The 21311-nt window shown below is 73.7% G+C and carries 18 protein-coding genes; 8 read left to right on the top strand and 10 right to left on the bottom strand.

The window, feature by feature from the left end:
• Positions 1-47: 47 nt before the first annotated feature.
• Positions 48-464, bottom strand: a complete 417-nt coding sequence (locus ACSNOH_RS17670) for a hypothetical protein (protein ID WP_436722308.1) — start codon at positions 462-464, stop codon at positions 48-50.
• A 190-nt stretch (positions 465-654) separates the two neighbouring features.
• Positions 655-2079, bottom strand: a complete 1425-nt coding sequence (locus tag ACSNOH_RS17675) for a HEAT repeat domain-containing protein (RefSeq protein WP_436722309.1) — start codon at positions 2077-2079, stop codon at positions 655-657.
• A 408-nt stretch (positions 2080-2487) separates the two neighbouring features.
• On the opposite strand from ACSNOH_RS17675, the gene ACSNOH_RS17680 reads away from it, so the two are divergent.
• Positions 2488-3951, top strand: a complete 1464-nt coding sequence (locus tag ACSNOH_RS17680) for a PP2C family protein-serine/threonine phosphatase (RefSeq protein ID WP_436722310.1) — start codon at positions 2488-2490, stop codon at positions 3949-3951.
• Positions 3952-3984: 33 nt separating this feature from the next.
• On the opposite strand, the gene ACSNOH_RS17685 is transcribed toward ACSNOH_RS17680, so the two are convergent.
• Entirely contained in the window at positions 3985-5520 is a 1536-nt protein-coding gene (locus ACSNOH_RS17685; protein ID WP_436722311.1) for a DNA-binding protein NsdB, read from the bottom strand.
• 277 nt (positions 5521-5797) lie between these two features.
• On the opposite strand from ACSNOH_RS17685, the gene ACSNOH_RS17690 reads away from it, so the two are divergent.
• Positions 5798-6904: an aminoglycoside phosphotransferase family protein gene (locus ACSNOH_RS17690; protein WP_436722312.1), complete on the top strand. Its 1107-nt coding sequence runs from the start codon at positions 5798-5800 to the stop codon at positions 6902-6904.
• 260 nt (positions 6905-7164) lie between these two features.
• Positions 7165-9174, top strand: coding sequence for an N-acetylmuramoyl-L-alanine amidase (locus ACSNOH_RS17695; protein ID WP_436722313.1), 2010 nt, complete (start codon positions 7165-7167; stop codon positions 9172-9174).
• 72 nt (positions 9175-9246) lie between these two features.
• Here the strand turns inward: ACSNOH_RS17695 and ACSNOH_RS17700 are convergent, their stop codons facing one another.
• On the bottom strand, positions 9247-9744 hold the full coding sequence (locus ACSNOH_RS17700; protein ID WP_436722314.1) for a hypothetical protein: 498 nt from the start codon (positions 9742-9744) through the stop codon (positions 9247-9249).
• A 305-nt stretch (positions 9745-10049) separates the two neighbouring features.
• On the opposite strand from ACSNOH_RS17700, the gene ACSNOH_RS17705 reads away from it, so the two are divergent.
• The 3 genes from ACSNOH_RS17705 to ACSNOH_RS17715 all read left to right on the top strand — a co-directional run bounded on the left by ACSNOH_RS17705 (position 10050) and on the right by ACSNOH_RS17715 (position 11921).
• Complete coding sequence (locus tag ACSNOH_RS17705) at positions 10050-10490, top strand: rodlin (protein WP_436722315.1); 441 nt, start codon at positions 10050-10052, stop codon at positions 10488-10490.
• 145 nt (positions 10491-10635) lie between these two features.
• The gene (locus tag ACSNOH_RS17710; RefSeq protein WP_353620260.1) at positions 10636-10710 is read left to right on the top strand and encodes a putative leader peptide; all 75 of its coding nucleotides are present in this window, start codon (positions 10636-10638) and stop codon (positions 10708-10710) included.
• Positions 10711-10904: 194 nt separating this feature from the next.
• Positions 10905-11921, top strand: a complete 1017-nt coding sequence (locus ACSNOH_RS17715; protein WP_436722316.1) for an isopenicillin N synthase family dioxygenase — start codon at positions 10905-10907, stop codon at positions 11919-11921.
• A 41-nt stretch (positions 11922-11962) separates the two neighbouring features.
• Here the strand turns inward: ACSNOH_RS17715 and ACSNOH_RS17720 are convergent, their stop codons facing one another.
• The 5 genes from ACSNOH_RS17720 to ACSNOH_RS17740 all read right to left on the bottom strand — a co-directional run bounded on the left by ACSNOH_RS17720 (position 11963) and on the right by ACSNOH_RS17740 (position 16220).
• A complete protein-coding gene (locus tag ACSNOH_RS17720; RefSeq protein WP_436722317.1) occupies positions 11963-12196 on the bottom strand; it encodes a DUF397 domain-containing protein in 234 nt (77 codons plus the stop codon).
• 101 nt (positions 12197-12297) lie between these two features.
• Complete coding sequence (locus tag ACSNOH_RS17725) at positions 12298-13479, bottom strand: thiolase domain-containing protein (RefSeq protein WP_436722318.1); 1182 nt, start codon at positions 13477-13479, stop codon at positions 12298-12300.
• The gene (locus ACSNOH_RS17730) at positions 13476-14459 is read right to left on the bottom strand and encodes a lipid-transfer protein (RefSeq protein WP_436722319.1); all 984 of its coding nucleotides are present in this window, start codon (positions 14457-14459) and stop codon (positions 13476-13478) included. Before ACSNOH_RS17730 ends, ACSNOH_RS17725 begins: the two co-directional genes overlap by 4 nt.
• Positions 14456-15403, bottom strand: coding sequence for a Zn-ribbon domain-containing OB-fold protein (locus tag ACSNOH_RS17735; protein ID WP_436722320.1), 948 nt, complete (start codon positions 15401-15403; stop codon positions 14456-14458). Before ACSNOH_RS17735 ends, ACSNOH_RS17730 begins: the two co-directional genes overlap by 4 nt.
• A 13-nt stretch (positions 15404-15416) precedes the next feature.
• Positions 15417-16220 (bottom strand): crotonase/enoyl-CoA hydratase family protein, encoded by an 804-nt coding sequence (locus tag ACSNOH_RS17740; RefSeq protein WP_436722321.1) that lies wholly within the window; start codon positions 16218-16220, stop codon positions 15417-15419.
• 200 nt (positions 16221-16420) lie between these two features.
• Here ACSNOH_RS17740 and ACSNOH_RS17745 point away from each other — a divergent pair, with 200 nt between their 5' ends.
• Together ACSNOH_RS17745 and paaK are read left to right on the top strand one after the other, a co-directional pair.
• Positions 16421-18061, top strand: coding sequence for an acyl-CoA synthetase (locus ACSNOH_RS17745; protein WP_436722322.1), 1641 nt, complete (start codon positions 16421-16423; stop codon positions 18059-18061).
• 95 nt (positions 18062-18156) lie between these two features.
• Entirely contained in the window at positions 18157-19419 is a 1263-nt protein-coding gene (gene paaK / locus ACSNOH_RS17750) for a phenylacetate--CoA ligase PaaK (RefSeq protein ID WP_436722327.1), read from the top strand.
• 236 nt (positions 19420-19655) lie between these two features.
• Here paaK and ACSNOH_RS17755 read toward each other — a convergent pair whose 3' ends face one another.
• On the bottom strand, positions 19656-21185 hold the full coding sequence (locus ACSNOH_RS17755) for a fatty acyl-CoA synthetase (protein ID WP_436722323.1): 1530 nt from the start codon (positions 21183-21185) through the stop codon (positions 19656-19658).
• Positions 21186-21311 lie beyond the last annotated feature (126 nt).

Here is a 21311-nt window from a genome sequence, read left to right on the forward strand (position 1 = left end):
CCCCCCCCCCCCCCCCCCCCACCCCCTTCTTCTCCGGCCGGTCTTCTTCAGCTGACCGTCTGGTCGCCGTCGGGCACGTCCTGGACGGTCACGACGGCGCGCGGCTGCCCGAGGCCCGCGGCGACGGCCGTGGCGATGCCCCCGGGGTCGGGCGCCTCCGGGAAGGGCACGGCCTCGCCGTCCCCGTAGCTCTCGACGGCCCTGGTGAAGTAGCTCGGGTCCCATGCGCCGACGGCGCCCCTGACCTCGACCGCTCGCACCGCCCGGCCGCCGGTCCGCTGCTTCAGCGCGGACAGGATGCGGTCGGAGCGGAGCTCGCCCGGCACCTGGAAGAGACTGGCGTGAGCCCCGACGAGACCGCCGTCCTGCAGCCGCACGGTCACGGTGAGGCAGCTGGTGACGCTCGGGTAGAGGAGGGTGCCGCCGGGCGCGGCCTCGCCGACCTGCCCCTCCGTGATCCTCACGGGGGCCGTCCTGACGGCCCCGCCGCCGACGGCCGCGGTGGCCGGTGCGGGCGCCGGAGCCGCTTGCGCGGCCGTCCCGGCCGCCAGCTGCACTCCTACGAGCACGGCCACCGCCGCTGCCGCCCGCCGTGTTTTCGCACGTGTTATCGCATTCACGCGATCATTGTGCTCATACCCGCGATCATTGTGCTCATACCGCCGTCTCCGGGCCGAAACGGCTGCGGACCGCTGTCTGGACGTCGTCCTCCTCGGCCGGGTCGGCGGCGAGCCTGCGCAGCTGCTCGACGACGCGGGCATCAGCGGTGGTGGCGTGGTGCGCGGCGAGCTCGCGGGTCGTCTCCTCGCAGTCCCACAAGCACTCCACCGCGAAGCCGGTCGCGAACGACGGGTCCGTCGCCGCGAGCGCCCGCGCCGTGCGGCCGCGCAGGTGCGAGGAGGAGGTCTCCCGGTAGATGTGCCGCAGCACGGGCGCGGCACAGGTGATCCCGAGCCGCCCGGCGCCGGGCACCAGATCCCACAGGACCGGCGCGTCGGGACCCTCCGCGCGGACCGTGCGGCGCAGGGCGCCGAGGACCAGCCCCGCGTCGTAGGGGGCGCCGCGGGAGGCGAGCATGCCGGCGGCGGCGCCGCCGAGGGCGTCGGTGCGGTGGATCCAGGCGCGGGCGCGCTCCAGAGCGGCCGTGCCGCGCATGCGCTCGAAGGCGGTGACGGCGGCCTCGGCCACGAGCCCGCCGGTGTCGGCCGCGGCGGCCTCGATGAGGTCGAGCGCCTGCGGGTCGTCGTGCTCGGCGAGGTAGCGCAGGGCGGTGGCGCGGGCGGCCTCGGGGCCGGACGCGGCGGCCTGGATGATCTCCAGCCGGTCCTCGGGGCCCGCGACGGCGTTCAGGCAGCGGGTCGCGGGGACGTGGCGGAGCTGGACGGGGTGCAGGGCGAGCCCCTCCTGGGCCCAGTCGAGGACCTCGCGCACGCTCCAGCCCGGCCGCGGGCCCGAGGGGCGCAGCTGGCGCTGCCAGCGGTCGAAGGAGCCCTGCTCCTGCGCCGCGCGCACGCGGGGGGCGGTCGCGGGTGACTGCGTCTCGTCGGCCCACAGCCGCCAGGGGCGGGGCTCGAAGGCGTCGCGGACGGCCGCGGCGAGCTCCCGGTCGCCCTCCGGGCCGGCCGGGAAGCGGGCGACGATGCTCTCGCCGAGGGCGAGCAGCCCGGCGTCGTCGTCGCGCAGGGCGAGCTCGTCGAGGGCCCAGGCCCAGTTCGCGCCGGAGATCGCGTACCGCCGCAGGAGCAGCAGGGCGTCCTCGCGGCCGTACGAGGCGAGGTGGCCGAGGACGGCGAGGGCGAGGCCGGTGCGCTCCTCGGCGGTGTCGAGGAGGTCGTCGGCGCAGAAGAGGTGCCGCTCGAGCTCGCCGAGCCCCGCGTCGAGGTCCAGACACAGGCGCGCGTAGTACAGGGAGCGGTTCTCCACCTGCCAGTCGCGCCTGGGGTCGCGGAGGAGGCAGTGGTGGAGCGCCGCGAGCGCCTCCGCCCGCGGCGCCGCGAGGGCATGCAGGGTCCCGTCGCCGCGGCCTCGCTGGAGGAGGCCGAGCAGGGTGCCGCTGGGCGCTATGTCTGGATCGAACATGGGGTCAGCATCCGGTGCGGGGAGTCGGCTGGCAACGGGATTTCCGTCGTCCGGCATTCTTGCCGGTGTCCACCGGTGCTATGCGTGGTGAACAGGGGGAACTCGAGGTCGGTCGAGCGCCCCGCAGCCTACCTGGAAGGAGACATTCCGCCGACCCCTGTCCACTTGATCCCTTTTCGCCGCCTTCTCGGCCGCCCGGTCCGGGCGAATACTCGGCCCCTCCCGAGGGGAACCTTCCCTCTCGATCATCTTTTCGTACCGGCTTGCCTCCGGCATATGTCGCCGACACCACCGGATCGGGTGTTGCCAAAGCCCTTACAGGCCCTCGCCGCCTGTGCCAGAGTCGTTACGGCCCACCCCGCGGACCCTACGGAGCCGGCTGTGCCGCTCCCCCTATCGGAGTACGACATGCCGTCCCCCCTCCACGCGGACTCCTCCGCAGCTCAGCCGCCCGAGCACGGCACGGTCGACGCCCTCATCTCGCAGACGCGGCGACTGCGCGGCGGCCTCGACGCCGTGCGCCGCGCGGCCGCCGCCGACGAGGGGCCGGACGACGCCCGCAGGCGCTGGCAGCGCGCCCTGTGCGACCTGGCCGCCCACCACCTCGACGACCTCGGGGAGCACCTGGGCCAGCTGCTGGAGGGCCCTCCGCCGCCGGGCGACCCCGCTCCCGTGAGCACGGTTCCGTCCCGGGCCGTGCCCGCTGCACCGGCCGGCGCCGCACCGGGCCGGGCCGGCAGCGCCGAGTGGAATCTCCTCACCGACGAGGCCACCTGGTCCGAGGAGCTGTTCGCCCTCTTCGGCCGCCGCCCCGAAGAGGGCCCCCTCACCCTGGACGAGCTGCCCTCCTGGCTGCCCGAGGAGGACCGCGGCCTGCTGACCGCGATGGTCACCGGCTGCCTGGTGGACGGCAAGCCCATCGACGGCGAGTTCCGCATCGTGCGCGGTGACGGATCGCTGCGCACGGTGCACATGCTGGGCGAGCCCGTCCTGGACGCCGACGGCTCCGCCACCTCCATGTGGGCCGTCTTACGCGACATCAGCGAGCTGCGCCGCAGCCGCCGGGCCGTCGACGAGACGTGCGACTCCCTCCAGCGCCGGCAGCACCTCGCCCGGGCCGAGCACCGGATCGCCGTGGAGCTGCAGGAAGCCGTGCTGCCGCCGTGGCGCGGCTCCCTGCGCTTCCCCCAGGGCGCCGCCCCCGAGGCCGGCGGCTCCCGCGGCACTCTCGACATCGCCGCCCACTACCTCCCTTCCGCCAGCAGCGCCCTCATCGGCGGTGGCTGGTTCGACGCCCTGGCGCTGCCCGGGGGGCAGACCCTGCTCAGCGTCGGCGGCCTCACCGGGCACGGCGTGGCCGCCACCTCGGGCATGACCATGCTGCTCGGCGCGCTGCGCGGCATGGCCGTGACCGGCGCCGAGCCCGGCCCGCTCATGGGCTGGCTCAACCACCTCCTCGACGCCTCCGCCCAGCCCGCCCTGGGCAGCGCCGTCTGCTGCCGCTATGACCCCGCGAGCCGCACCCTGGCCTGGTCCCAGGCGGGCCACCCCGCGCCGCTGCTCTTCCGCGGCGGCAGGGGCCGGGCGCTGCGGCCGCCGGAGGGCATGCTGCTCGGTGCCGTCGCGGAGGCCTCGTACGGGCAGGCCGAGGAGCTCCTGGAGCCGGGTGACGTCCTTCTCCTGCACACCGATGGGCTCTCGCCCTACAGCACGGGGCCGGCCGCCGGGACGGTCACCGACCGCCTGCTGGACCTCGCCCCACGCTTCACCGCGGCGAAATGCGCGCAGGAGTGCGTACGGATCGTGCTGGAGGAGTTCGGCGGCAAGGAGCGCGAGGACGACGCCTGTCTCCTGATCAGCCGCATCAACTGACCAGCTGTATCAACTGACCAGCCGTACCAGCCGCTAGACCGCCGTGCCCCTTCCGCCTGTCCCGCCGGTCCCCCCGGCCCCGCCGGCCTTCTTGCCCGGCTGGGCCTTGGGAGCCTTGGGCAGGGCCCGTTTGATCTCCTGGCGGAGATCCTCGATCCGGGCGTATCCGGCGTACTTCCCCGTGAGGCGGTACATCTCGCGGAGCCGGTCCCAGGTGCGGTGCGAGGAGGTCTCGCCGATGGACACCAGGGCCAGCCGGGCGTAGGTGTCCGCCTGCTCGGGGTCGTTGCTGATGAAGCAGGCGGAGGCCATGGAGATGTAGTCGAAGATCATCGACCGCTGATGGCCGCTCTTGCGAAGGGCGAGCGCCTCCTTGGCGTGCTGCTGGGCAATGGCCGCGGCCCCCGCGTCGTGCTCGGCGAGCGTGCGGTAGGCCAGGGCCTGCATGCCGTGGAGGTCGGCCTCGTCGAAGTGCTGCATCCAGCTGGGGGGCGGGACGTCCCGCTTGTCGGAGACGAACAGCTCCTCGGCCTCGCCGAGCGTGCGCCGCATGGCCTGGCCGCGGCCCATCGACGCCTGCGCCCAGGCCTCGATGGTGTAGAGCATGGCGCGGGTGCGGGGCAGGGTCTCGTCGCCGGAGCCGGACTTGGCCAGCTTCATCAGGTCGAGGGCGTCGTCGGGGCGGCCGAGGTGCACCATCTGGCGAGCCGCCCGGGAGAGCGCCTCGCCGGCGCGGGGCCGGTCGCCGCCCTCGCGGGCGGCGTGGGCTGCGATGACGAAGTACTTCTGGGCGGTCGGTTCGAGGCCCACGTCGTGCGACATCCAGCCGGCGAGCACCGCGAGGTTCGCGGCGACGCCCCACAGCCGGCGCTGGAGGTGCTCGGGGTGGCGGTAGGTGAGCATGCCGCCCACCTCGTTGAGCTGGCCGACCACCGCCTTGCGCTGCAGGCCGCCGCCACGGGCCGCGTCCCACGCGCGGAACACCTCGACCGAGCGCTCCAGGGCGTCGATCTCGGTGGAGCCCACCGGCGCGGCCTCGTAGCGGTCGAGCCCGGCGGTTTCGGCGTGGAGGGCGTCCCTGCGCAGCGGGTCGTCGAAGCGGGGGGAGTCTGCGGTGAGTGCCGGATCGGAGTGCAGCCAGTCGTGCATGGCGCTGGTGAGTGCTGAGCCTGCGGCGAGCGCGGCGCCCGCGCCCACCAAGCCGCGTCGGTTGAGCATGAGGTCCATTCCCGTGAATTCGGTGAGGACCGCGGCGGTGCGCTCGGGCGGCCAGGGGAGGCCGTCCGCGGACTGCCCCCTACCCGCGCGCCCTCGACGACCGAACCCGAGATCCTCGATGGTCACGACACGGCCGAGTCGCTCGGTGAAGAGGGCTGCCAGCACCTTGGGCACGGGATCGCGGGGGGACTCCCCCATGTCGATCCAACGCCGCACTCGCGAGGTGTCGGTCGCCAGCTGCGGGTGGCCCATGACGGCCGCCTGCCGGTTCACGAGCCTCGCCAGTTCGCCCTTGGACCATCCGGCCAGGCCGAACAGATCCGCGAGGCGGGTGTTGGGTTCCCTTGTCACGTCAAGCCCCCAGGTTCTCGGCTGACTTGAAGGTAGCGGCCCGCCATGGGCCAGGCGAGTATTCGCCAGGGTTCGCCAGGGTGCGCCACATGGTGTGCCACCCGCGGTCGGGTGTGATGTAGGAACGCGCCACCCCGGCCACCCGGCGCCCGGCCCGGGACCGGCTGTTCCCCGCCTGCGCGGGGACGGTCCCGTGCATTCCCCAGGGTGCTCGGCCAGGCCCGGGTACCGGGGCAGCGCGGCAACTCGTCGGCACACGAAGGGATCCGTTCCGCTCATGTATGCAGCCTCGTCCTCCGTGTCCGCCCCGCCCCGGCTCCGTCCCCCGCACGCCGGCGGCGGGCCGTACCTCGACCCCTCCCACGCCGCGGGGGCTGCCTTCGGGGGCGGACGGGCCCGGCGGACCCCGGGACTGGGCGGCCAGCCGCTCAGCGGGAGAATCGACTTCTCCGGCCCCGAGGGGGCGCAGTTGCGAACGGTGATCGCCGCGGTGCAGCGCATCTGCCCCGAGTTCAACGCCGTCCAGGTGCTGCGCCGCAGCGGGCGCTCGGTGCTGCTGGTCGGCTCCACCGGCCGCACCACGGCAGTGGCCAAGTGTTTACTGGATCCGTCGCCGGCCTGGGCCGAGCGGTTCCGGCACGAAATAGCTACGTACCGTGCGTTCGTCCGCCACCGTCCGCCGGTGCGGGTGCCGCGGCTCATCGCCGCGGACCCCGACAACTGCACGCTGGTGATCGAGCGCATGCCCGGGCGTCCCGCGGCCGCACAGCGCCACCCCGCGGAGACGCCGCCCCGCGCCGATGTGCGGGCCGCGCTCGGCGCGATCTGCAGGGTCAATCTGTGGCGCCCCCCGGCGGGCATGTTCGACATGCCGCTGGACTACGGCCGGCGCATCGCCCGCTATCACGAACTGGGGCTGCTGACCGACCGTGACATGGGCGACCTGCAGAAGCTGCTGCACGGGCTGGCCCACGTGCAAGGCCAGTTCTGCCACGGCGACGCCCAGCTCTCGAACATCCTCCTGGCCCCGACCGGTCCCGTGCTGGTGGACTGGGACCAGGCGGGCTGGTATCTCCCGGGGTACGACCTGGCCACCCTCTGGACGGTCCTGGGGGACGCGCCGGTGGCGCGCCGGCACATCAGCAGCGTCGCCCATCAGGCCGGCACGGCGCAGCGGGACGCCTTCCTGGTGAATCTCATGCTCGTGCTGACCCGTGAGATCCGCACGTGCGAGGCGGCGGTGCAGCGCTCCATGCACGAGCCGGCTCTCACGGCGCCCGGCGCGGCGGAGTCGGGCGAGGAGCAGCGGCTGCTGCTGCGCCGGCTGCACGACGACTGTGCGCTGGCCCGGCGCGCCGTCCGTGCGGCGGTCAGCACCCGCTGACCGCACCCGCCGCCGGCAGGTCACCGGCCCCTCCGCGACACGCCGCGCCTTGTGCGCGGCGTGTCGCCGTGTGCGGGGGCGGAAAGGGTGCAGCCTCGGCGTCGGAGGCAGCGGCGATCGTGCGGGCAACATGCTTCGCAGCAGCATGATTGACGGATCGTCTGCCAGGGGCTACCTCTGGTTACGTCCGGTCCCGCACGCCCGCCCGCGCTCCGACCATTTGTCCCGCGCGGGGCACGGCACGCCCTGAGGAGGCTGCATTGCGAGGATCCGTTCCCGAATCGTGGACCGCCCCCCTGAGAGCCCTCCGAAGAAGCCGGGGGGCCTTCAGGGCGGCCGGAGTGCTGGCTTCGGCCGCCCTGTTGCTGCCCCTGGCGCCCGGTGCGGCGACGGCCACGGCCACGGACCGCCGGGCGCCCTCCGGCGCGCTGCAGCGGGCCTTCGCCGCGGCGTCCCGCGAGTACCGCGTTCCGCAGAGCGTGCTGCTGGGCGTCTCCTACCTGGAGTCCCGCTGGGACGCTCACCGGGGCGCTCCGAGCGTCACCGGCGGCTACGGCCCCATGCACCTGACCGACGCCGCGCACGCCGTGGCCGCGGTCCCGCACCACAGCGACGGCCGGGAGGATCCGCGCGGCGACGGCTCGCGTCCCGCCACCGGCCCCCGGGCGGTCCGGCCGTCCGCCCTGCCGCCGGGCGAGCTGCCGGAGCGGCTGCGCACGCTGGAGCAGGCGGCGCGGGCGTCCGGGCTGTCGCGGGAGGCCCTGCGCAAGGATCCGGCCGCGAACGTACGGGGTGGCGCGGCGCTGCTGGCCGCGGCCCAGAAGCGGCTGGGTCTGCCCCTCAGCGAGGATCCGGCCGACTGGTTCGGCGCGGTGGCGGGCTATCCGCGCGCCTCCGACTCGGCGACGGCGACGGCCTTCGCCCGTGATGTCTTCGGCGTGATCCGTTCGGGTCAGCGGCGCACGACCGACGCCGGCCAGCGGGTCGCCCTGCCCGCCGCCCCGCGCCTGCCGGACCGTACGGAGCAGGTGCGGCGCCTGGGCCTGCACGATCCGGCGGACGAGGAGACCGAGTGCCCGGCGGCGGTGGCCTGCGAGTCGATCCCGGCTCCGTACGAGAAGCTGCAGGGCGACAACTACGGCAATCACGACCTGGCGGACCGCCCGTCCTCGCAGAAGACGGAGTTCATCGTCATCCACGACACGGAGGGGTCCTGGGAGACGACGATCAAGCTGGTGAAGGACCCGGCGTACGTCTCGTGGAACTACACCGTGCGCTCGGCGGACGGCCACATCGCCCAGCACGTGCCGACGAAGGACGTGGCCTGGCACGCGGGCAACTGGTACGTGAACGCCAAGTCGGTCGGCATCGAGCACGAGGGCTTCCTGGCGCAGCCGGACGCCTGGTACACGGAGGAGATGTACCGCACGTCGGCCCGGCTGGTGCGGTATCTGGCGCAGGAGCTGGAGATCCCGCTGGACCGGCAGCACGTCCTGGGCCATGACAACGTCCCGGGCACGACCCCGGAGTCGATCAAGGGTATGCACACCGATCCCGGTCCGTACTGGGACTGGGCGCACTACTTCGATCTGATGGGCAAGCCGTTCCGGCCCACGGGCGGCGCGTACGCGGGCATGGTCACCGTCCTGCCCGACTACGAGGCCCACAAGCCCGCCTACACGGGGTGTACGGGGCCGGCCAAGCCGTGTGCCGCGCACGGTTCGGGTGCGGTGCGGCTGCACACGCAGCCGAACGAGAAGTCGCCGCTGGTGAAGGACGCCGGGCTGCGGCCCGACGGCAGCGCGTCCACGATCGACGTGAACGACACGGGGGCGCGCGCCTCGACGGGCCAGCAGTTCGCGGTGGCGGCGCGCAAGGGCTCGTGGACGGCGATCTGGTATCTGGGGCAGATGGCGTGGTTCAGGAACCCGCTGTCGCAGCCGACCGCTGTCAACGCCTACGGCTCGGTGGTCACGCCGAAGGAGGGGCTGGCGGAGGTCCCGGTGTTCGGGCGGGCGTATCCGGAGAAGGAGGCGTATCCCGCGGGGGTGCCGGTGCAGGCGCTGGCTCCGCTGCCGTACAAGCTGCTCGCCGGGCAGGCGTACGTGATGGGGCAGCGGCTCGGGAGCGAGTATCTGTGGGCGAAGACCTTCGATCCCGCGGGCCACAAGGTGGTCCGGGGCAAGGAGGCGTACTACGAGATCCAGTTCGGGCACCGGGTGGCCTTCGTGAAGGCCTCCGACGTGACCGTGCGGCCGTCGAACCGGTAGTGCGGACGGATGGAGCCCGGTACGGCGTCGGCCGTGCCGGGCTCCGGTGCGTCGCTGAAGGCGGGGGGCTCGTCAGGCCGTCTGGAACATCTCGGCGGGCAGCGGCTTGAGGAGCTGGTAGAGCTCGTCGGTGATGGGCCGGTCCCAGCTGGCGATGGTGACGAGGACGCCGTCGCTGCGGTCGAACTGCGTGCAGGAGATGCGGCCCTCGGAGCACTTGATGCGCCGGACGATCAGCAGGTTGTCCTCGTGCATGACCGGGACGTCCTCGGTCTCCAGCACCTCGACGTGCTCCTCGTTGCCGAGGGCGGCCAGGAGCTGGGTGACCTCGAAGGGCACCTGGCCCTCCGCGAGCTCGCGCGCCGGGGAGCCCTCCGGCAGATTGCCGATGATCATCGCCGGGCCGCGCCCGCCGAAGAGGTCGTAGCGGAGGAAGACACCCTGGCAGCTGCCGTCGGGCGCGGGCAGCAGCCCGGCCCCGAGATCGCCCGGCCAGTCCCCCGGGTCCATGGCCAGGACGTCGAAGTCCGGCCCGGTGGGCGTGGCGCTGCGGCGGCGGAGGAAGGACATGTCCTCATCGTACGTGCCCGGGGCGGTGGCGTGGCGCCGGGGAGAGCCCGGCGGCGGGCCGCGGCGGGGCGGGGCCGGCGCAAGGCCCGCCCGGACGCAACTTGTGGGGGCGCTGTCCGGGCGGACCGACGGCCGAAGAACACCGCCGCGGCGGCACGTTACCAGGCAAAAGCGGGACTTCTCCTGCGCTAAACCACTCCTCTGGAGCAAATGAGTGAATTCCCGAAACTTCCGTTATGGGCCCGAGTTACTCAGGTCGCTTCCCTGTCTGTGAGAGGCAGCTAATCGATCGAAAGGCACAGACCGTGCTCAAGAAGGTACTCACCACGGCCGCCGTGACGGTGACCACTGTCGGCACCATGGCCGCCCCGGCGATGGCGATCGGCAACGACCAGGACGTCGCCAACGGCAACGCTTCGCACACCGGTTACGGCAACACGAAGACCGGTGGCATCGAAAGCCCGCAGATGAGCCTGATCCAGGGCACTCTCAACAAGCCGTGCATCGGTATCGGCAAGGTCGGCATCCAGTCGGTGCTCGCCCTGCTCAACATCGGCATCCAGGACATCCCGATCCTCACCTCGCAGCAGCAGCAGTTCTGCACCGACAACTCGACGATCAGCGACGGCGACGACCCCCTGTCGCACATCCTCAGCGAGATCCCGATCATCTCGGGCAACGGTTCGGGCAACAAGGGCGGCGGCCACCCCGGCTTCGGCGGCCCCGGCTTCCACCACGGCCACTGACCGACGCCGCGACCGGCCCCGCGGCCGGCCGGATCTCCCCCTGTCCCGGGTGCACGGGCCCCGGGACAGGGGGTTTCCCTTGCCCGGAAACCGCAGGTCAGAGGCGTCGGCGCCGGTTTCCCCGCGGGTCGTATACGATGGCCCCGTGACTATGCTCGTCAAACGCCGCCACGTGGACCTCCTCCGCGTCACGAGCATGTCCTGTCGCCGTTACGGCTGATCTTCTTCCTGCCCGGCCCCTTCTTCCGGCCGTGGCCTGCTTTCTTTCTTCGCCCTTCTTTACCTTTCTTCACCTCTTTTCACCTGCCGCTCCCCGGTCCCGCTCCGCCCTGCCCGCGTACCCCGCGGCGGCGGCGCGGGCGTCCGGCGCACCGCCGTACGCGATTCCGGGCCCTCACGCTGTGGACGACCCTCATGAGCAACAAGCTTCCCGTTCTCGACCTCTCCGCCGCCTCCGCCGGTCCCGAGGCCCGTGCCCGCTTCCGCGAGGAGCTGCACTCGGCCGCGCGCGACGTGGGCTTCTTCCACCTGACCGGCCACGGCATCACCGGGACCGAGACCGCCGAGCTGTGGCGCACCATGAAGGCCTTCTTCGCCCTTCCCGAGGCGGACCGGCTGTCCATCAGCAACCTCAACTCCCCCCACTTCCGCGGCTACACCCGCATCGGTGACGAGCGCACCGGCGGCAGCCGGGACTGGCGCGACCAGCTCGACATAGGAGCCGAGCGCGCGGCGCGCGTACCGGGCGCGGACGAGCCGGGCTACTGGTGGCTGGAGGGACCCAACCAGTGGCCGGCGGCCCTCCCTGAGCTGCGCACCGCCGCCCTGGGCTGGATCGACCGGCTGAGCGCGGTCGCCGAGCGGCTGCTGCACGAGCTGCTGGCCTCGATCGGTGCCCCCGAGGACTTCTACGACGAGGCCTTCGCCGACCGCCCCCACCTGCACCTGAAGCTGGTCCGCTACCCCGGCAGCGCCCCGGACGGGGCGGGCCAGGGCGTGGGCGCCCACAAGGACTACGGCTTCCTGACGCTGCTGCTGCAGGACGAGGTGGGCGGCCTGCAGGTGGAGGCCGCCGACGGGTCCTTCACCGACGTCCCGCCGGTTCCGGGGGCGTTCGTGATCAACCTGGGTGAGCTGCTGGAGGTGGCCACGAACGGCTACCTGAAGGCCACCAACCACCGCGTGGTCAGCCCGGCCGGCACCCGCGAGCGGTTCTCGGTGCCGTTCTTCTACAACCCGCGCCTGGACGCCCGCATCGAGCCCGTGCCCTTCCCGTACGCGGACCGGGCGCCGGGCGTCACGCAGGACGCCCGTAACCCGCTGTTCGCGGAGTACGGCCGCAACGAGATCAAGGGCTGGTTGCGCGCCCACCCGCAGGTGGCCCGCCGCCACCACGCGGCCCTGCTGACCGAGGGCACGCCCGTCGGCTGACGGCCCGGCCGCCGCAGGGGAGGGGGAGGCGCGACCGGCCGCTAGGTGAGGTCGAACTCCCCCTCGCGGGCGCCGATGACGAAGGCGCGCCACTCCGCGGGCGAGAAGACCACCGCGGGGCCCGGATTGCGTCCGTTGCGCATGGCGATGAAGCCTTCGACGAAGGCGACCTGGACGTCGCCGACGCCCTGACTGCCCGACTGCCAGGCGGCGTTGGCGAGGTCGAGGTGGGGTGCGATGTCGCCTGCGGGTCGTTCGGTGGTGCTCTTTGCCACAGCTGCAGCTCCTCCCGGTGCGTCGTCCCGCGGCCCACCCTAGCGAGCGCGGCGTGCGCCGGACAGGCCGCGCGGCGGCGAGCGCTTGCCCGTGCGCCGCTTCAGGTGGTGGGGGGTTGCCGGCCCACCACCCACATGGAGAAGAACTGTGCGCCCCCTCCGTAGGCGTGGCCGAGCGCCGTGCGGGCGCCGTCGACCTGGTGCTCGCCCGCCCTCCCCCGCACCTGGAGGGCCGCTTCGGCGAAGCGGATGAGGCCGGAGGCGCCGATGGGGTTGGTGGACAGGACGCCGCCGGAGGGGTTCACGGGCAGTTCGCCGCCCATTTCCGTGGCGCCCGAGGCCGTGAGCTTCCATCCCTCGCCCTCGGCCGCGAAGCCGAGGTTCTCCAGCCACATCGGCTCGTACCAGCTGAAGGGCACGTAGAGTTCGGCGACGTCGATCTCGCGGCGCGGGTCGGTGATGCCCGCCTGCCGGTAGGTCTCGGCGGCGCAGTCGCGGCCCGCGCGCGGCGAGACGAAGTCCTTGCCCGCGAAGAGCGTGGGCTCGCTGCGCATGGCCCCGCCGTGCACCCAGGCGGGCGGGTGCGGGGCGCGCGCGGCTCCGGCGCGGTCGGTGAGGACCACGGCGCAGGCGCCGTCGGAGGAGGGGCAGGTCTCGGAGTAGCGGACCGGGTCCCACAGCATGGGCGAGGAGCGCACCTGCTCCAGGGTGATGCCGTGGTCGTGCACGTGGGCCCAGGGGTTGCGCAGGGCGTTGCGGCGGTCCTTGTAGGCGACGAGCGCGCCCACTTCGGCGGGAGCGCCGCTGCGGCGGATGTAGGCGCGCACGTGCGGGGCGAAGAATCCTCCGGCGCCGGCCAGCAGCGGCTGCTGGAAGGGAACGGGCAGGGAGAGGCCCCACATGGCGTTGGACTCGGACTGCTTCTCGAAGGCGACGGCGAGGACGGTGCGCCGGACGCGCGCCGCGACGAGGTCGGCGGCGACGAGGGCCGTGGAGCCGCCGACGGAGCCGGCGGTGTGGACGCGCAGGAGGGGTTTGCCGGCGGCGCCGAGGGCGTCGGCGAGGTACAGCTCGGGCATCATCACGCCCTCGAAGAAGTCGGGGGCCTTGCCGAGGACGACGGCGTCGACGTCCGCCCAGGTCAGCTCGGCGTCGTCGAGGGCCCGTCGGGCGGCTTCGCGGACGAGTCCGGCGAGGGAGACGTCCCTGCGGGCCGCGGCGTGCTTGGTCTGGCCGATGCCGGTGACGGCGACGGGCTCCCTGCCCGTGCGGTGGCCGCTCACCGGGCCTCCCCCTCCAGCACGGCGACGAGGTTGTGCTGCAGGCAGGGGCCGGAGGTGGCGTGGGCCAGGGCCCGGTCGGAGCCGCCGCGGTGGATGCGGGCGGCCGCTTCGCCGATCCGGACGAGGCCGGTGGTCATGAGGGGGTCGGCGGCGAGCGCTCCGCCGGAGGGGTTGACGGTGACGCCGCCGCCGAGGCGCAGGGCCCGGCGCAGGACGGTCTCCTGTGCGGTGCACAGGGCGTGGAGTTCGGCGGTGTCGGCGGGGGCGTCGAAGGCTCCGGCGCGTTCGGCGGCCAGCCGGGTGGAGGGCGAGTCGGTGAGGTCGCGCAGGCCCGGGGCCTGGGGTTCGATGCGGTGGTCGATGCCGCGGATCCAGGCGGGCCGCTCGCACATGCGGCGGGCGGCCTCGCCGGCGGCGAGGACGACGGCGGCGGCGCCGTCGGCGGGTGCGGGGAAGTCGCCGGTGCGCAGGGGGATCACGGGGTGGGCCTCCGCGGCGGGTGGCTCCTCCAGGTGGCCGGCGTCGATGAGGGCCCGGGCCTGGAGGGCGGCCAGGGCGCGCGGGTCGGGCCACAGGGGGGCGAGGTAGTAGGGGTCGAGCTGGCGCGTGAGGACGGCGGCCGCGTCGCCGGCGGTGGGCTTGCCGTGGGCGTAGACCAGGGCCGTGCGGGCCCGGCCGGTGCGGAGCTTGACCCAGGCCTCGTACAGGGCCCAGGCCCCGTCCGTCTCCACGTGGGACTCCGCGACGGGCGGCCAGGCTCCCACGCTGTCGAGGGTGTGGGTGAAGGAGAAGGGGCGGCCGGCGAGGTAGTCGCTCGACCCGGAGCAGGTGAAGCCGGCCTCGCCGGGGGCCAGTCCGGCCTGCCGCAGCGCGTCGTGCAGGACGGGCAGCAGCATCTCGGCCTCGGACAGGCCGTCCGCGCCGCCGTCGTACGCGCGGTGGGCGAAGGCGACGACGGCCACGTCGCCGGGCGGCGTCACAGCAGGTCCTTGTAGGTGTCGTAGGCGGCGTCCGGTTCGCCGGCGGGCCGGTAGTGGTCCGGGTGGCGGGCGTCGCCGGTCCACACGGGCTCGACGCGCATGCCCATGCGGACCTCGTCGTAGGGGATGCCGCCGATGCGCGCGTGGAGGGCGAGGTCGGCCCCGTCGAGGGCGATGTGGGCATAGACGTACGGGACGTCGACGGCGGCGTCCCTGGCCTTGATGTTGACGACGCAGAAGGTGGTGACGGTGCCGTACGGGCCCACCTCCGTCTGCTCGCTCGTGGGAACGCCGCAGGTGGGGCAGACGCCGCGGGGCGGGACGTGGACCTTGCGGCAGGAGGGGCAGCGTTCGCCGGTGATCCTGCGCTCGGCGAGGGCGGCGAGGTGGCGGCCGAGGGCGCGGCCGGGGGTGTAGGTGTAGTCGAGCCGGGCGGGGGTGACGATGCCGGTGACGGGGTCGTCGAAGGCGCCCGCGTGCGGCACGGCGGGGCCTGCGCCGCCCTCGCCCTCGTACGGCTCGAAGCAGCCGATGTCGGTGATGGCGCCGGTGCGTTCGGGGGCCCAGCGGATGCGGACGCGCATGCCGGTCCGCACGGCGTGCGGGCCGGGGACGTCGAGGGCGTGCAGCAGGGCGGTGCCGGCGCCGTCGAGGCGGACGAGGACCCAGGCGAAGGGGGTGCGCAGGGGCTGGTGGTCGCGGGGCGCGGGGTTCCAGGCCCAGGTGGTGACGGTGCCGGTGGGGGCGACTTCGGCGAGGTCGCGGATCTCCTCGGCGGTGACGGGGTCGTATTCGACGGGCGGTACGAGGATCCTGCCGTCGCCGGTGCGTACGCCGAGGACGGTGCGCTCCCGCAGGCCGGTGAGGAAGGCGCTCTGCACGGGGCCGAGGGAGCGGGTGAAGGGGAAGGAGACGGTCAGGGGTGCGGTGAGGTTCTCCGGCACGGCGGGGCTCCCTTCAGGCGCGCCGGTAGACGGCGGGGCGCTTCTCGGCGAAGGCCCGGGTGCCCTCCTTCGCGTCGGCGCTGGCGAGGACGGGCAGGCCCCGTTCGAGTTCGAGGGCGAGGCCCGCGGCCTCGTCCAGGCCGGCGGTGTCGTGGACGCAGGCTTTGACGGCCTCGACGGCCAGCGGGCCGTTGGCGTTGACGAGGGCGGCGGTCTCAAGGGCCCGCTCCAGGGCCGTGCCGTCGGGGACGACATGGCCGACGAGACCGATGCGGGCGGCTTCGGCGGCGGTGTAGGGGCGGCCGGTGAGCAGCATCTCCAGGGCGTGGGTGCGCGGGATCTGGCGGGCGAGGCGGACGGTGGAGCCGCCGACGGGGAAGAGGCCGCGGCGCACCTCGAAGAGGCCGAAGACGGCGCTCTCGCCGGCGATCCGGATGTCGGTGCCCTGGAGGATCTCGGTGCCGCCGGCGACGCAGGGGCCCTCGACGGCGGCGATGACGGGCTTGCGCGGCCGGTGGTGGCGGAGCATGGCCTTCCAGTGCAGGTCGGGGTCGGCTCTGAAGCGCGCGCGGCAGGCGTCGTCCGCGGGGCCGGGCCCGCCGTGCAGGGCTTTGAGGTCCATGCCGGAGCAGAAGGCCCCGCCGGCGCCGGTGAGCACGACGGAGCGGACCGCGTCGTCGGCGTCGGCCTCCAGCCAGCCGTCGTGGAGCCCGGCCAGCATCGGCAGGGACAGGGCGTTCTTCACCTCCGGCCTGTTGAGGGTGAGCACCAGTGTGGCGCCGACGCGTTCGACCGTGAGGTGTTCGGTCCCGCTCATGGCTTGCCCCTCCCGTCCCGGCGACGGGAACAGGGTGCAGGAGCCGTGCCGGGGGTTCAAGAGTTTTCTGACTCCCTGTCAGATTTCTTTTCCTGACTTGCCGTCAGTTTTCTGGCCCTTCCCGGGCCCCGGCCCTTCCTCCCTGCGGCCCGCGGCGCTCTAATGGGCGCCGGCCGCCGTTCCCCCGGGCAGGAGGAGACGTGGACTACAACCTCGCGGACCTCTTCGAGTCGGTCGTGGACGCCGTGCCCGGCAGAGAGGCCCTCGTCCACACGGACCTCCCGGGCAGCGGCACCGAGCGCCGGCTCACGTACGCGCAGCTCGACGCGGCCGCCAACCGGCTGGCGCACCACCTGCGCGACCACGGGATCCGGCCCGGCGACCACGTCGGGCTGCACCTGTACAACGGCGTCGAGTACCTGCAGGCCTTCTGGGCGTGCCTGAAGATCCGGGCGGTGCCCGTCAACGTCAACTACCGCTACGTCGAGGACGAGCTGGCCTATCTCTACCGGGACGCCGACCTCGTGGCCCTGGTCTTCGACGCCGCCTTCACCGCCCGGGTGGCGGCGGCGCTCCCCCGCACGGACGTGCTGCGCCATCTCGTACGGACCGGGACGCCGCCGGACGGCGCGCCCGAGCCCGCCGTCCCGCCCGTGCCGTTCGCCGAGGCGGAGGCATCGGGCTCGCCCCTGCGGGACTTCGGCCCGCGCTCGGCGGACGACCAGGTCGTCATCTACACCGGCGGCACGACCGGCCTGCCTAAGGGCGTGATGTGGCGCCAGGAGGACCTGTTCTTCTCCGGGCTCGGCGGCGGCGCGCCCACGGGCGAACCGGTCGGGCACCCGCGGGAGCTGGCCCGGCGCGTCGCCGAAGCGGGCGAGGGCCTGGTCTTCTTCCCCACCGCGCCGCTGATGCACGGCACGTCCACGCTCACCGCGCTCATCGCCTTCGACTACGGCCAGAAGGTCGTGCTGCACAGCAGGTTCGCCCCTGCGGAGGTGCTGCGCACCGTCGCGCGGGAGAAGGTCACCTGCGTCTCCCTCGTCGGCGACGCGATGCTGCGGCCCCTGGTGGACGCGCTGGCCGGGCCGCTGCGGGGCACCGACTGCTCGTCGCTGTTCAGCGTGAGCAGCTCGGGGGCGATCCTCTCGCCCGCCGTACGGGAGGAGTTCGCGGCCCTGCTGCCGCACGTGGCGCTGCTGAACAACTTCGGCTCCTCGGAGTCGGGGTTCAACGGCACCGCCGAGGACGGGGCGGGGGCGCAGGAGGGCGGTGGTCTGCGGCTGCGCGTCAACGACCGCACGGCCGTGGTCGACCCGGTCACGCACGAGCCCGTGGAACCCGGCGCGGAAGGGCGCGTCGCGCAGCGCGGCCACGTGCCGCTCGGCTACTACAACGACCCCGAGCGGACGGCGGCGACGTTCTTCCGGGCGGGCGGCGAGCGGTGGGTGCTGCTCGGCGACATGGCGCGGGCCGGCAAGGACGGCGAGATCACGCTGCTGGGACGCGGCTCGCAGTGCATCAACACCGGCGGTGAGAAGGTGTATCCGGAGGAGGTCGAGCAGGCGCTCAAGGCGCATCCGGACGTGTACGACGTCCTGGTCGCCGGCGTCCCGGACGAGCGGTGGGGGCAGCGGGTGGCCGCCGTCGTACAGCTGCGCGAGGGGGCCGATCCGCTGCCGGCCGGCGCGCTGCAGGCGCACTGCCGTGCGCGGCTGGCGGGCTACAAGGTGCCGCGCAGCGTGGTCTTCACGGAGCGGGTGCGGCGCTCGCCGAGCGGGAAGGCGGACTACCGGTGGGCGCGCGCGGTTGCGGAGGAGGGCGCACGGCCGGGGCGTTAGCGCCTCTTGACGCCCGGCGTCACCGCTGGATACTTGATCGCATGCAACGACCGAACGATCGGTCGGCTTCCCTTCCCGGGGACCCGGCCGAGCGGATGTCCCGCGACGAACTGGCCGCCCTCCAGCTGGAGCGACTGCGGGCCGCCCTGCGGCACGCGTACGAGAACGTGCCCTTCTACCGGCGCTCCTTCGACGCCGCCGGAGTGCACCCCGAGGACTGCCGGGACCTCTCCGGCCTCGCCCGGCTGCCGTTCACCACCAAGGCGGACCTCCGGGAGCACTATCCGTTCGGCATGTTCGCCGTGCCCGGCAGCGAGATCCGGCGCATCCACGCCTCCAGCGGCACCACGGGCACCCCCACCGTCGTCGGCTACACCGAGCGCGACCTGGACGTGTGGGCCGAGGTCGTCGCCCGCTCGATCCGCGCCGCCGGCGGCCGCCCCGGCGACCGGATCCACGTGGCGTACGGCTACGGCCTGTTCACCGGCGGCCTGGGCGCGCACTACGGCGCCGAGCGGCTCGGCTGCACGGTGATCCCCGCCTCCGGCGGCATGACCGCCCGCCAGGTCCGGCTGATCCAGGACCTGCAGCCCCGGATCATCATGGTGACGCCCACCTACATGCTCACCCTGCTCGACGAGTTCGAGCGGCAGGGCATCGACCCCCGCGGCACCTCCCTGACCACGGGCATCTTCGGGGCCGAGCCCTGGACGGAGGGGATGCGCCGGGAGATCGAGGAGCGCTTCGCGATCGACGCCGTCGACATATACGGCCTCTCCGAGGTCATCGGCCCCGGCGTCGCCCAGGAGTGCGCGGAGACGAAGGACGGCCTGCACATCTGGGAGGACCACTTCTACCCGGAGGTCGTCGACCCGGTCACGGGAGAGGTGCTGCCCGAGGGCAGCCACGGCGAGCTGGTCCTCACCTCCCTCACCAAGGAGGCCATGCCCGTCGTCCGCTACCGCACCCGCGACCTGACCCGGCTGCTGCCCGGCACCGCCCGCCCGGCCTTCCGGCGGATGGAGCGGATCACCGGGCGCAGCGACGACATGATCATTCTGCGGGGGGTCAACCTCTTCCCCGCCCAGATCGAGGAGATCGTGCTGCGGACGCCCGGTCTCGCCCCGCACTTCCAGCTGCGCCTCACCCGCGAGGGCCGGTTGGACCACCTGACCGTACGGGCCGAGGCACGCCCGGAGGCGACGGCGGAGCAGCGCGGGGCCGCCTCCGGCGAGGTGGCCCGGCAGGTGAAGGAGGACATCGGCGTCACGGTGGCCGTGGAGGTGGTCGACGGAGGGACGCTGGAGCGTTCAGTGGGCAAACTGAGGCGGATCGTGGATGAGCGGGGGAAGCGGTGAGGGGGCGGCCGGCGAGGTTGCGCCGGTCCGCCCACGCCGGCGGCGGCTGTCCGGCGCCGCTTCGCGACGAGAGGCTGCCGACGACTGTACGCCGTGGGCGGCAGCCGGCGCCTTACAGCGCCCGCGCCCCGCGCCGGGGCGCCCCGGCGCCGCAGCGGCAAAGAACGCCTGCAGCGGCGCAGCACCACCGCGGCGGGAGTGCGGCGGTATTCGCGAACAGCGGGCCGGACGCGCCGTCATGCCCCGCCGGACGGCACGGTGCCGAACCTCTCACGGAGCTCCCGCTTCAGGACCTTGCCGGAGGCATTCCGCGGGAGGGCGTCCGCGAACAGCACGCGCTTGGGCACCTTGAAGGGGGCCAGCCGCTCCCGCGCGTACGCCGTCAGCTCCTCCTCGGTCACGGTGCCGCGCGCCACGACCACCGCCGTGACGGCCTCGATCCAGCGGGCGTCGGGGAGCCCGACCACCGCCGCCTCCGCGACCGCCGGATGACCGTAGAGCGCGTCCTCGACCTCGCGGGAGGCGACCAGCACGCCACCCGAGTTGATGACGTCCTTGAGCCGGTCCACGACCCTGAGGTAGCCCTCGGCGTCCCGGACCACCAGGTCCCCGGAGTGGAACCAGCCGTCCCGGAAGGCCTCCGCGGTCTCCTCGGGCTTGTCCCAGTAGCCCCGGCACAGCTGCGGGGAGCGGTAGACGACCTCGCCTGGCGTTCCGTCGGGCACGTCGGCGCCCTTCTCGTCGACGACGCGCGCCTCGACGAACATCACCGGGCGCCCGCACGAGTCCATCCGCCCCTCGTGCTCCTCCGGCCGCAGCACGGTGGCCAGCGGCCCGATCTCGCTCTGCCCGAAGCAGTTGTAGAACGCCAGGCGCGGCAGCCGGGCCCGCAGACGCTCCAGGACCGGCACGGGCATGGCCGACGCCCCGTAGTACGCCTTGCGCAGCGCCGACAGGTCGCGGACGGCGAAGCCGGGGTGGCCGGCGAGCGCGATCCACACGGTCGGCGGGGCGAAGAAGCTGTCCACCCGTCCCGCCTCCACCAGTTCGAGGACGCGGTCCGGACCGGGCCCGTCGATGAGCGTGTTCTCGGCGCCCACCGCCAGGAAGGGCAGCAGGAACACGTGCATCTGCGCCGAGTGGTACAGCGGGAGGGCGTGCAGCGGCCGGTCCGTCTCCCTGAGGTCCAGGGCGGTGATGGCGCTCATGTAGGCGTGTACGAGCGCGCCGTGCGTCATCATCGCGCCCTTGGGCCGCGCGGTGGTGCCGGAGGTGTAGAGGAGCTGCACGAGGTCGCCCTGGTCCGGGCCGCCGGCGGTGAGGGCGGCGCTGCCGGGGCGCGGCTGCTGCGCCGCCCGCTCCAGCAGGGAGCCCGTGGCGTCGCGCAGCGGCAGGGCGCGGAGCGAGCCGGGCAGCCGGTGGGCCAGGACCGGGTCGGTGAGCGCCAGCGCGCTGCCCGACTGCTCCAGGATGTAACCCAGTTCGCCGCCCGTGAGCTGGTGGTTGACGGGCACGTGCACCAGGCCGGCGCGGGCGCAGGCCAGGAAGCCGATCAGATAGGCGTCGGAATTGTGTCCGTAGGCGGCGACGCGGTCGCCGTCGCTCAGCCCGGCGGCGCGCAGGGCCAGGGCGGCGCCCGTCACGGCCTCGTCCAGCTCGCGGTAGGTCCAGGCGCGCTCCTCGAAGGGCAGGGCCGTCCGGTCCGGCACGCGCCGGGCCGTGCGCCGCAGGATGCCGTCCACCGTGCTGTCGTGGGCTCCCGTCATGCCCCGGATCCTGGGTCCGGCGTGCGCGGCAGGTCAAGGGGGCGATCGCAGGGCCCGCGGTCAACTCCTGGGCCCGCACGGGCGTCCTCCTCCCCGCAGGCGACATCCCGTCCCTCCGTACCCATG

This window comes from Streptomyces sp. URMC 127, from assembly GCF_051386535.1.
In the GTDB taxonomy this organism is placed as follows: domain Bacteria; phylum Actinomycetota; class Actinomycetes; order Streptomycetales; family Streptomycetaceae; genus Streptomyces.